The organism is Streptomyces sp. NPDC050211, from assembly GCF_040656035.1.
GTDB lineage: Bacteria > Actinomycetota > Actinomycetes > Streptomycetales > Streptomycetaceae > Streptomyces.
Map to the genome: position 1 here is coordinate 1 of NZ_JBFALC010000133.1, position 10,428 is coordinate 10,428.

The 10,428-nt window shown below is 66.8% G+C and carries 10 protein-coding genes and 3 pseudogenes; 8 read left to right on the forward strand and 5 right to left on the reverse strand.

Annotation, left to right across the window (positions count from 1 at the left end; translation table 11 throughout):
* Together AB0I98_RS48800 and AB0I98_RS48805 are read left to right on the forward strand one after the other, a co-directional pair.
* Positions 1-286: hypothetical protein (locus AB0I98_RS48800; protein ID WP_362952829.1), on the forward strand; the 286-nt coding region annotated here is incomplete at its 5' end.
* Between the two features lie 164 nt (positions 287-450).
* Positions 451-1,958, forward strand: a pseudogene (locus tag AB0I98_RS48805) (ISL3 family transposase).
* A gap of 142 nt (positions 1,959-2,100) precedes the next feature.
* Here AB0I98_RS48805 and AB0I98_RS48810 read toward each other — a convergent pair.
* Positions 2,101-2,247: a hypothetical protein gene (locus tag AB0I98_RS48810; RefSeq protein WP_362952831.1), complete on the reverse strand. Its 147-nt coding sequence runs from the start codon at positions 2,245-2,247 to the stop codon at positions 2,101-2,103.
* A 54-nt stretch (positions 2,248-2,301) separates the two neighbouring features.
* On the opposite strand from AB0I98_RS48810, the gene AB0I98_RS48815 reads away from it, so the two are divergent.
* Positions 2,302-2,547, forward strand: coding sequence for a hypothetical protein (locus AB0I98_RS48815; RefSeq protein WP_362952833.1), 246 nt, complete (start codon positions 2,302-2,304; stop codon positions 2,545-2,547).
* Between the two features lie 263 nt (positions 2,548-2,810).
* Here the strand turns inward: AB0I98_RS48815 and AB0I98_RS48820 are convergent, their stop codons facing one another.
* On the reverse strand, positions 2,811-3,854 hold the full coding sequence (locus tag AB0I98_RS48820; RefSeq protein WP_362952835.1) for an IS110 family transposase: 1,044 nt from the start codon (positions 3,852-3,854) through the stop codon (positions 2,811-2,813).
* Between the two features lie 79 nt (positions 3,855-3,933).
* Between AB0I98_RS48820 and AB0I98_RS48825 the strand changes: the two are divergent.
* The 4 genes and pseudogenes from AB0I98_RS48825 to AB0I98_RS48840 all read left to right on the forward strand — a co-directional run.
* Positions 3,934-4,314, forward strand: a pseudogene (locus AB0I98_RS48825) (transposase family protein); the annotation flags it as partial.
* Between the two features lie 102 nt (positions 4,315-4,416).
* Positions 4,417-4,572, forward strand: coding sequence for a transposase (locus AB0I98_RS48830; protein ID WP_362952837.1), 156 nt, complete (start codon positions 4,417-4,419; stop codon positions 4,570-4,572).
* A gap of 375 nt (positions 4,573-4,947) precedes the next feature.
* Complete coding sequence (locus tag AB0I98_RS48835; protein WP_362952839.1) at positions 4,948-6,267, forward strand: S1 family peptidase; 1,320 nt, start codon at positions 4,948-4,950, stop codon at positions 6,265-6,267.
* Complete coding sequence (locus tag AB0I98_RS48840) at positions 6,267-6,719, forward strand: hypothetical protein (RefSeq protein ID WP_362952841.1); 453 nt, start codon at positions 6,267-6,269, stop codon at positions 6,717-6,719. Before AB0I98_RS48835 ends, AB0I98_RS48840 begins: the two co-directional genes overlap by 1 nt.
* A 170-nt stretch (positions 6,720-6,889) precedes the next feature.
* Here the strand turns inward: AB0I98_RS48840 and AB0I98_RS48845 are convergent, their stop codons facing one another.
* From AB0I98_RS48845 to AB0I98_RS48855, 3 genes and pseudogenes are all read right to left on the reverse strand, one after another.
* On the reverse strand, positions 6,890-7,099 hold the full coding sequence (locus AB0I98_RS48845; protein WP_362952843.1) for a hypothetical protein: 210 nt from the start codon (positions 7,097-7,099) through the stop codon (positions 6,890-6,892).
* 112 nt (positions 7,100-7,211) lie between these two features.
* Complete coding sequence (locus AB0I98_RS48850; RefSeq protein WP_362952845.1) at positions 7,212-7,889, reverse strand: hypothetical protein; 678 nt, start codon at positions 7,887-7,889, stop codon at positions 7,212-7,214.
* A 506-nt stretch (positions 7,890-8,395) separates the two neighbouring features.
* Positions 8,396-8,590 (reverse strand): annotated as a pseudogene (locus tag AB0I98_RS48855) (transposase family protein); the annotation flags it as partial.
* Positions 8,591-9,241: 651 nt separating this feature from the next.
* Here AB0I98_RS48855 and AB0I98_RS48860 point away from each other — a divergent pair.
* Entirely contained in the window at positions 9,242-10,318 is a 1,077-nt protein-coding gene (locus AB0I98_RS48860) for an IS110 family transposase (protein WP_362952847.1), read from the forward strand.
* The last annotated feature ends 110 nt before the right edge of the window (positions 10,319-10,428 follow it).

Genomic DNA, 10,428 nt, shown 5'->3' on the forward strand with positions numbered 1-10,428 from the left:
GGGCTGGCCGGCGGTCCGAGCAGTCGCCGTTCTCCCCGGACCGGTCCCGGACCGACAGGCCCTGTGCGTGTACCGGATCAACGAACCACCACAGCCCGATGTTCCGGCCGACGAAATGTTCACCGGCACTGGACGGGGCCTCGGAACCCACTTCCAGGCGCTGTTCGACACGAGACTCGTGGTACATCTGCACCACGTACGGGGCCCGTCACTGAAGAAACTAGCCCGGCGCCTACCCGCCTGGACAGACGGCCGCATCACCCTCACCACCGAACGCCCGGCCTGAAGCAGGCCGCCCACCAGGGGCTCTGTGGGCACATCGACTGGAGCACGCGGGTACGCCGGGGACTGTAAGACGTTCGTTTGGCCCTGTCTCACATTCGGTGGTGACGGAGAGTTGTCAGGGTCGTTGACCTTCATGTGCTAGGTGTCAACGAGCTTGTGCAGACGGTGTTTTCGGGTCTGTCCCCACTGGTCATGGAGGATGTGGTCGACGAGGGTGAGCGGATCGTGGTGCGGGCCCGGACGCCGCTGGACACCGCGGTCTGCCCGGTGTGCGGGGCCTCGCCGGGACGGGTGCACGGCTATCACTGGCGGACGGTGGCCGACGTTCCGGTCGACGGGCGACGGGTGGTGGTCCGTGTGCGGGTGCGGCGTCTGGTGTGTCCCACGCGAGGCTGCCGCCACACCTTCCGCGAACAGGTACCCGGGGTGCTGGAGCGATACCAGCGACGCACCGCTCGTCTGATTAGGCAGGTCAAGGCCGTGGTCAAAGAGTTAGCGGGCCGGGCGGGATCACGGTTGCTGGCGATACTCGCGGTGGGCCTGTCCCGTCACACGGCCCTGCGCACCCTGCTGCGCATCCCGTTGCCCACCGGGCGGGTGCCCCGCGTGATCGGCGTCGACGATTTCGCCCTGCGCCGGCGGCACCGCTATGCCACCGTGGTGATCGACGCCGAGACCCATGAGCGGATCGACGTGCTGCCCGACCGCACGGCCGACACGCTGGAAGCGTGGCTGCGCAGGCATCCGGGCATCGAGGTCGTGTGCCGTGACGGCTCGGCGACCTATGCCTAGAGGCCATCCGCCGTGCTCTGCCTGACGTGGTGCAAGTCGGTGATCGCTGGCATTTATGGAAGAACCTGTGCGAAGCCGCCCTGAGCGAGGTGAAGGCACACAGCACCTGCTGGGCCACCGTACTGGACGCGCCGATCTACGACGGGCCCCGCGCTCAGACCACCCTCGAACGCTGGCATCAGGTTCATGGCCTGCTCGACCAGGGCGTGGGCCTGCTCGAATGCGCCCGCCGCCTGCAACTGGCCCTGAACACCGTCAAACGCTACGCCCGAGCCGACCGGCCCGAGCGCATGCTCCGCGTCCCCAAGTACCGTGCCAGCCTGGTCGATCCCTACCGCGAGCACCTGCGCAAACGCCGAAGTGAAGACCCCGGCGTCCCCGTCCAGCACCTCTTCGAAGAGATCAAGACCCTCGGCTTCACGGGCTGCCTGAACCTTCTGCACAAGTACATCAACCAAGGCCGCGCGGACGCCGACCGCAGCCATATCTCGCCACGCCGGCTCGCCCGGATGCTGCTGACCAGACCCGACAACCTCAAGCCCGAGCAGCACGAGCTCCTGGCCAAGCTCACCGTCGCCTGCCCCGAGATGACCCAACTGGCCGCAGGTGTCAGAGATTTCGCCCCGCTCCTTACGCCACACACCGACAACGCCGATGCGCTCACGCACTGGATCGCCCAAGTCCGAACAGCTGACCTGCCCCACCTACACGCCTTCACCCGGGGCCTGGACCGGGACATCGACGCCGTGATCGCCGGGCTCACGCTTCCGTACAGCAACGGCCCCACTGAGGGCGTCAACACCAAGACCAAACGGATCGCGCGCCAGATGCACGGACGAGCAGGCTTCACCCTGCTCCGGCACCGCATCCTCCTCGGATAACAGCACGCTCCGTCACCACCGAATGTGAGACAGGGCCGTTCGTTTGACAGACCCTGTCCACCAGCTGCGCGCCGGTATGCGTGGGATTGTGAACGGCTCGTCCAGCGCTCGGAGACGTTGATCACCTGGGCCGCCATCACCCTCATGAGTAGGCGCCTGGCCGGATGTCGGCGGCGTCGGGTGTCCGACGGTGCGCCTGGGCGAATTCGAGCAGCAGGTCGCTCATCTCGTACGTATGGGCGGCGAGGTCATCGACGACGCGGCACAGCGCGGAGCCCTCGCTCTGCATCGATGTCCACCAATCGAGCGTTTCTGCCAGGGGCGTTGAGGCTATGGTCCCGTCATGCTGGAAGCCATCATTGCCGCTGCCGCAGGAGTCCTGGGCGCCGGCATCGGTGCCTGGGCGGCGCTTAGGGCAAGGAAGGCACCGGAGGCGAAGGTCGAGTTTGTCGACGTCGCTGTCGTACCCCTCGAAGACCTTGAAGGGCTTCTCGAGGGAGGGTCATCCCTGAAAGGAGTGGGGCCGGTCAAGTGCCGTGCCTGTCTGGTGATTCCGGCTCCGGATCCGGTTGAAGGCATGCCGGAGTGAGGGGCGGCGCATGCCGTTCCCGGGTGGTGGTGCTGTGGTCCCGCCAGGCGGGATGTGGGTGTGCTCTTCGCCAGTGTGATGCTGAGGTGGCGGCGCTATCCGGCTGCCGGTCATCCCTTCGCTGCGTCCGCGTCCGGGCTCAAGTGCGGTGCGGCATGGCGTGGTTCGGCACACGGCCGACGGGATCAATCAGGTCAGCGACCTCGCCGCCAAGCGGGGGCCAGACTCTATCGCGATCACGCGTCGGCCGTGGCTCTGGATGCTCACACCGCGTCCGTGCGGGCCAGACAGCGGATTTCCCCGTCACGCAGCCCGTAGTAGACGAGGGTGAGCAGCTTGCGCGCCGCGGCGGTCGTGGCGATGTTGTGCACCTGCGGGCCACGGCGGGCCTCGATGCGGTCCCGCAGTGTTCGCATCGGGGTGCCGGACGGGGTGCGCTGGACTGCTTCCACTGCCGCCCAGCGCACCAGCTTGGAGCCCTGCTTGGTGATCCGGCCGTGCGTGACCCGCACGTCCGACTCGTGGTGGCGGGGGGTGAGCCCGGCCCACGAGCACAGGTGCCTGGGGCTGGGGAAGCGGGTGACGTCACCGATCTCAGCGACGAACACCGCGGCCAGGATCGGGCCGATGTCGGGGACCGTGCGGATAGCCCGGTATCCGGCATCGCCAGCCAAGCGCGCCGCGATCTTCCGATCGAGTCCTGCGACCTGGCGGTCGATCTCCTCGATCACGGCGCGCAGGGCCCGCAGGCGGGCGGTATAGGCGGCGGGCAGCGGCAGTTCGTCGAGGAAGGCGCTGCCGGCCACACCGAACAGATCGCTCATGGGCACGGCGATGCCCCGCTTGGCCAGCACCGCGTGGCCCTGGTTACGGCAGCTGGTACGCAGCGCGATCAGCTTGTGCCGTCCGCGCACCAGCTCCCGCAACTCCCGGGTGCCGGACGGAGCGATCCATGCTTCCGGCAAACGCCCCAGCCGAAGCAGGTCGGCCAGGTCGTTGGCGTCCTTCTCGTCGTTCTTCACCCGTCGGTGAGCGAACGCCTTCACACCCAGTGGATGGGCCAGGTGGACTTCGGCGCCGGCCTCGGCGAGCGCGTCGGCGGCCCAGTACCAGCCGAGCGTGGCCTCCAGGACCACCTTGGGCGCCGGTCCTGCTTTGGCGATCTCCCGCTTGAGCCGGACCGGATCGTTGGCGAACCGGACCATCCTGCCCAGCCGTTGTCCGTCCGCTGCCATCCGGACCAGCACCGACCGGCGCCGGTGCAGGTCCATTCCCACCCACTGCACACCGTCGTACGGTGACGTCATCGAGGGCCTCCCCGAGCTTGGGACTTCTCCTGGACCGAGCGTCCTGCGCACCCGGCAGGAGCGGGAGGCCCCGCTCCTTTCATCGCATCAGGTCATCATCGATGCCGACACCAGGCTGGTCGTGGCCACCGTCCGGCCGGCCCCGGGCAACCGGGCCGACGCCCAGGTCTGGCGGAACTCCGGTCTCGCTCAGCACTGCGACGGCGTCACGGTGCTGGGCGACGGCGCCTATATCAACACCGGACTCGTCGTCCCGCACCGAAAACGGCCCGGCCGACCACTGCTCGCGGGTGAGGAGGAAGACAATGCGGAGCATCGTCGGGTTCGTGCCCGCGTCGAGCATGCCTTCGCCCGGATGAAGAACTACAAGATCCTGCGTGACTGCCGCCAGCGCGGCGACGGCCTCCACCATGCAGTCCAGGCCGTCGCCCACATGCACAACCTCGCCTTGGCAGCATGATCAGAACAGCAGAAACCCGGGCTTGACCTGCCCGAACACGGCCTTCTGCAACACGCTTTAGGGTCCGTCTTCAAAGATCATCGGGTGGTGGATCATGGTGGGGTGATACGTCGTCATGAACTCACCGATCAGGAGTGGGAGTCACTCGCCCCGCTGATATCGCGGGCCGTGACGGGCCGGCCGCGGGTGTCGGACCGGCAGGTCATCAACGGGATGGTTTACAAGATTCGGACCGGGATCTCCTGGTGTGCCAACTGAGACGGCGCGGTGTCTCACCGTCGCGTTCGATCGTTTGTCTCGCTGTCCGTACGGTCGAAGCGGTAGTGCACCGGTCTGGCCAAAAGCAGAGCTTGCGTTGCGAACAGAAACGCTCAGGCGGCAGAGGTGAATCCCGGCAACCTGCACCCAGACTCCCCGCTGTCTCATCCCACCTGTTAACAGATGGATAATTTCGGTCATTTGCGCATCAGTGCCTCCACATGCAGGACCTGGGCTGTCACGGTGGGTACGACCGAGCAACGCAGGCATATGGCCCGCGGACATGACATGGGCACGACATCTTCACATTCCTGCATGTGTCGCATCGGCGTGCTGGCCGTGACCAACAGGCAATCCGAAATATCTGGGGGAGAGATGAACAGACGCAGAACCGTCTTATGCGCGCTCGCCGGCACCGTGGTGATGGCCCTTCCGCCGACCGCAGTGGCCGCCCAACCCACCGCGAACACTGCTGCGAGCCCGCATACACAGCAGATCGCCGGAATCGACGTCGTGCCGGATGACCTCGACACCCTCGACCCTGCGAAGCGTCCCACCGCGGCGGCCGTCCAGGCGCTACAGGGGGCCTTCGAGCTGGCGCGGCAACATCCGGATGACCTCGGCTACCCCTGGTTGGACACCGAGTCCGGCAAGGTGGTCCTCAACTCCGTGAGCGCAAAGGGAGGAACGCTGGCCGCCGGCTTCCAGAAGAAGCAGACGGCGGTCGAAGGCTCCCGGGCAACCGAACGCAGCTACCGCGAACTCGAACAGATCAAGCACGAGGCGATCGGCCTCACCGACAAAGACGTCCCCGACGGCAAGGCCATCTTCGAGACGGCCCCGGACGGAGAACACAACCGGGTCCTCATCACCGTCAAACGCCTGAGCACCTCCCTGGCCTCCGCGCTGGGCCACCGGTACGGGACCGACGCCATCGCCCTCGTCCATGCCCCCGACCGTGCGCAGGGCAGCACACAGGACCGGCAGAGCGACACCTCCCCCTTCTACGGAGGGGCCCTCATCAACGCCCCTGCCGGGAGCTGCACCAGCGGCTTCTCCTGGATCTACGGCGGGGAGTACATGATGGTCTCAGCCGGGCACTGCGCCTCCGAGGGAGGCTCAGTGTCGACTCCGGCCCAGAACATGGGCACGGTGACGGAAACGGTCCGAGAGAACTGGAACGAGGGCGACGGCCAAGGCACCCAGCTCTTCCCCGGCCAGACCCGTTTCCGCGGAGACCTGTCCCTGATCGCCATGGACCCCGACCGGCGGAGCACCGGACGGGTCTACCGCGCAGGCTCGAACGCCACCACGGGGCAGTCCGCCCCAGTGAGTGGCATCTGGCAGCGCCGCGCCGCCGTGTACGACCAGTACTGCACCAGCGGCCAGCGCACCGGTGAGCTGTGCGGCTGGCTGGTGGTACGCGTCGAGTTCGACCACCGGTACGGCGACGGCACAGTAGCGCGCAACGCGGTACGGGGCCAGAAGCGGGGGCAATGCACCCTCCCCGGCGACTCGGGTGGCCCGCTGTACACGGTCAACGCCAACGGTAGCGTGACAGGCAAGGGAATCCACAGCGGCGGTGGCGGTGGCGGCGACGACAGCTGGGGCGGGCTCTTCGACCCCTGCTTCGAGATCTTCACCGACATCAGGGACGCGTGGGAAGGCCTGCCAGGAATTCCGTTGACGCAGTGATGACACGACGACGCGGGTACACGGTCACCATTGCCTTCGCGGCAGTGGTGATCGTGGCCCTTGGCGCATGGCTGGTGGTGGCGACGATGTCCGGAGACGACTCACGCAGCGGGTCCGGCGCCGTGTACGACGCCCAAGTCGCCGGGTACTGGCCGGCAGAAGACCCGCAGACGCTCACTCTGCGGGTGTTGACCGGCCGGGGAGACGCGGTGCGTCCCGCCCGGGTCGAGGAGAACGGGAAGCAGGTGCGGGTAGCCGTACAAGCGGTGCGCTCGACGAGCGGCAGCCGCGGGGACATCGGAATCCCCACCACGGTCACGATCCAACTCAAGGATCCCTTGGGTACACGGCCGGTCGTCGACGAGCAGGGGCAGACCGTGCCGAGAACAGACAGTTCGGGCCGGATCCTGCCCGGATCAAACGGTAGGCCCAGCACGCCTGGGACGCCCTGACTGCACTGAGACGCCATCCGCTCATCGATCACGGGGCCAGACCTGGTCGAATCGGGTTTCCGACGGGGTGATCGCGCGAGAATCCGAGAATCAGCGCATGACACAGGGCTGGGGCCACTCGACCAGTGCCCCCAGCCGAGGGCAGGGGCCACTGCGGGGGTGTACGACGCTCAGCGGGCGTGCTGGGCCTTGTGCAACGCCCCGTCCGGGTGGGCGTCCACGTGGCCCGGCGAGCCGGAGACGATCACCAGGACGTTGCCGGTGCGGATCGCCGTCCGCCTGCTCGCCGCGCTGGGACTACATGCGGCGCGGACACCCGTTGGTGGGACGGTCAGCCCAAGACCGCCCCACGCACACTGAGCCCCCGCTACACTCCCCACCGCCAGGCCGTTGACCAGCAGAAATACAGAAGTCCGGCTGGAGTACTAGTACTCCAGCCGTAGATCGTTACGGCCGTGGCGTCGGTCAGCCGAGTCACTTGCCCGGCACGTCCTATGCGTTAGTGATGGTCTTGCCGAGCCACGGCCTCAGACCCCGCTGTGCAACCTGCAGTACTTCACCCGGGGGCAGCTCGTCAGCTCGTTCGACTACAACGAGCCCCCAGTCATTCCGGCGGACTGCATCAAGGGTCACTGCACGCTCACGCAGCAGGTACTTCACCGCCGAAGCCACGTCGGCCACTGGAGGACTCACCTCGTAGCCAGCGAGTTTCGCGACGTACCAGTCCAGCCACTGCTCGCCTTCCCTCGTCGCTGCTCGGGACAATGCGGACTCGGCGTTCCCGTCGAGAAAGACCATGATCGGCCGGACCTGTGCGAGAACTTCGGTGAGGTCAGTCATGAAGGCGTCGATCGTCTCTTCGCCGTGCCCCATGGCCAGCAGCGTCGGCACGAACGGCATCAGCGCGTCCGCGATCACCACGTCATTGCCGCTCGCCGTAACCGCATCCACAAAATGCGCAGTCGCCGCGCTCAGTGTCTGCAGCTGGACCCGGCCCGTCACCTTGAACTCCTCGGCCACCGCAGCGAACTGCAGCCGGGTCAAGATCTCCTCCTCGCGGAAGTGATCCACTCGCAGTCCCGTATCAGCCAGCCATTGGTACAGCCCGGCGCACAGCGTCGACTTGCCCACTCCGGGAGATGCTCCCCACACCGTGATCAGAGCCGTCATGTCTGCCGAGCCTAGGATCGGCAGACATGAGTGCCAACTCCACGGCGTCCCCGGCCGGCCATGTCGCAGATCGTGATTCTCACGTGAAAACCGTTCGGCGCTGGTAGTGGCTGGCCCGGGATCGGGCCTGGCCTTGTTGGCCGTGACGTGCGGCTGCTCACGTGCGACACGAGCCAGCACACCCGCGGGCGGGCCGCAGGCCTGAAGGTGACGAAGGTGCCGGCAAAGGACCCCGGGCCCGAACTCGACTGGGATGCACAGAACAAGCCCGGAACTGGGCTTCGCGCGCAGCGCCGCCAGCGGCAAGCCGAAGCAGCGGAGGGCGGTACAACCACGTGAGGTCGGCGGGGAGTTGTCATCCCAGCCGTCTTCGTCACCGGCTCTGCGGCCACGTGCCGACCAGTGAGCACTGTGCATCGTGAAGTTGCTGGTCACGGGTCTGGTGTGCGTGGGGTCCGGGGTGCTCGTGTTGGTCGTGGGCGGATGACTTCGGTGAAGATCGTCGGTCACCGGGAAACTTCGCGGTTCGTGAGGACGAGCAGGGACCTGACCAGGGGGTCGCCCGCGTCGGGTCGGTGCGGACCTTGCCGAGCACGCGCCAATTTCTTGAGGTGGGCGAAGCCGTGCTCGACCGGTGCCCGGACCGCTGCCAGTGCGGTGTTCGACAGTTTCTGTCCTCGTGTCAGGGGGCGGCTCCGGGCGGGTTTACGAAGTAGCGAAGATCATGTGGCGGTCACGTGCCGTCAGTCGGCGAGCGGTGGCGGAGCATCGTTGGCGCTGCTGACGGAGGTGAGCGGGCGCATGCGGGCAGGCTACCGGCCGGTTCGCCAGCCGCCACGGAGAGCACCGAGTAGGCCCTTCGCCCACTACGACGGAGAGGCCACGGCTCGCGCCGGGGGCGCCCGCGACGCGTCGTGAAGGGAAGCAACTCCCCGCTGGAGTAGCTGTTTTAAGCCAAACACACCTTTACAAAATGTCGCGCCTTGTTTGATCAAGAATACATCAGTGAGGTCTTTCAGCGTGGCCACTGATCGGGTGACGGGCTCGATCCCCGCAACGCACGAGGCTCCCGTGCCGTTGGGGGAGGTGTTCGAAGTCTCAACCCATAGGCACAGGAGCCGCGTTGGTTCCGTATTCTGCCTGTGAGTATGGAGAGTGCCATCTGCGGTGCGGTCTGACCCATATTCTGCCTGGCTCCGTCTGGGATGCCCTGAGTGCGATCTGTCGTCCGTGCCGGAGATGGTGCAGCCACCGGGTGGGCATGCGTGTCCGCATAGGGGCCTTGCCTCGGCACCGTCACAGGTCTGACCGTCCTGCCGCCGGGTGTGCTGCCGTCCGGCGACGGAGGGGAGATGGCGGCCGTGACTGTTGGTGCGAGGGGATCCGATCAGACGGAGATCGTCTTCGGTGTCGACACGCACAAAGACTGCCATGTGGTGGTAGTCCTCAGCATGCTCGGAACGTTGCTCGGTAGCCGGTCGTTTGCGACCACAGCTGCCGACTACCGGAGTTTGCTGGCCTGGGTCGAAACCTTGGGTCGGGTCAACCGGGCCGGAGTGGAGGGCACAGGTTCGTATGGCGCTGGCCTGGCCCGCAGTCTGCGTGCGGCCGGTGTGCAGGTCGTTGAGGTCAACCGTCCGAACCGTGCGATGCGCCGGCGGCGGGGCAAGAGCGACACCGTGGACGCGGAAGCCGCTGCCCGCGCGGTACTGGGCGGTGAGGCGACTGTCGTGCCCAAGCGTGGTGACGGTCCGGTCGAGGCAATCAGAGTCCTGAAGATTGCCAAGGATTCTGCCGCCAAGGCCCGCGTCCAGGCCATCAACCAGCTCAGGGCCGTGTTGGTCAACGCCGAACCGGCCATGCGGGAACCGCTGGAGAAGCTGGCCCTGCCCCAACTCGTTGCGCACTGCGCGGCGTTGCACCATGACGGTCCAGATCCGGCTGAGGCTGCCGTCGCCGACACCTTGGGCCGACTCTCCCGCCGCATCCAGTTCCTCGAAGCTGAGATTGGCGATGCCCGTCGGCAGATGACCGTCCTCGTCCAGCGGGCGGCGCCCGACCTGCTGCAGGTCAACGGCATCGGAGCGGACTCGGCCGCCGCCTTGTTGATCGCTGTTGGTGACAACCCCGAACGGCTGTGCAGCGAGGCATCGTTCGCCGCGCTATGCGGAACCAGTCCCGTGGAGGCGTCCTCCGGCAAGACGCGCCGCCGTCGACTCAACCGCGGCGGCAACCGGCAGGCCAACGCCGCGCTGTTCCGTGCCGTGCTGTCCCGCATGCGCTGGGAGCCCGCCACTCAGAAGTACGTGCAACGGCGCACCGCCGACGGACTGTCCAAACGGGAGATCATCCGCTGCCTGAAACGCTACCTCGCCCGCACCATATACAAGATCCTTTGTCCCCCTTGTCCGCAGCCCGCCCACCCTTGACATCGATAGGGGCATCGCACTCGATCTGCCTCACGCCGTGGTCGAGTGGGTCACGATGCTCATCGTCACCCGTGAGGGTGACCGCCGCTGCAAGCTCCCGCCGCACCAGC

Excerpts from the sequence above, each read along its gene's own strand:
- AB0I98_RS48810 (WP_362952831.1), bottom strand. The coding sequence starts at position 2,247 with ATGCAGAGCGAGGGCTCCGCGCTGTGCCGCGTCGTCGATGACCTCGCC.
- AB0I98_RS48815 (WP_362952833.1), top strand. The coding sequence starts at position 2,302 with ATGCTGGAAGCCATCATTGCCGCTGCCGCAGGAGTCCTGGGCGCCGGC.
- AB0I98_RS48820 (WP_362952835.1), bottom strand. The coding sequence starts at position 3,854 with ATGACGTCACCGTACGACGGTGTGCAGTGGGTGGGAATGGACCTGCAC.
- AB0I98_RS48835 (WP_362952839.1), top strand. The coding sequence starts at position 4,948 with ATGAACAGACGCAGAACCGTCTTATGCGCGCTCGCCGGCACCGTGGTG.
- AB0I98_RS48840 (WP_362952841.1), top strand. The coding sequence starts at position 6,267 with ATGACACGACGACGCGGGTACACGGTCACCATTGCCTTCGCGGCAGTG.
- AB0I98_RS48850 (WP_362952845.1), bottom strand. The coding sequence starts at position 7,889 with ATGACGGCTCTGATCACGGTGTGGGGAGCATCTCCCGGAGTGGGCAAG.
- AB0I98_RS48860 (WP_362952847.1), top strand. The coding sequence starts at position 9,242 with ATGGCGGCCGTGACTGTTGGTGCGAGGGGATCCGATCAGACGGAGATC.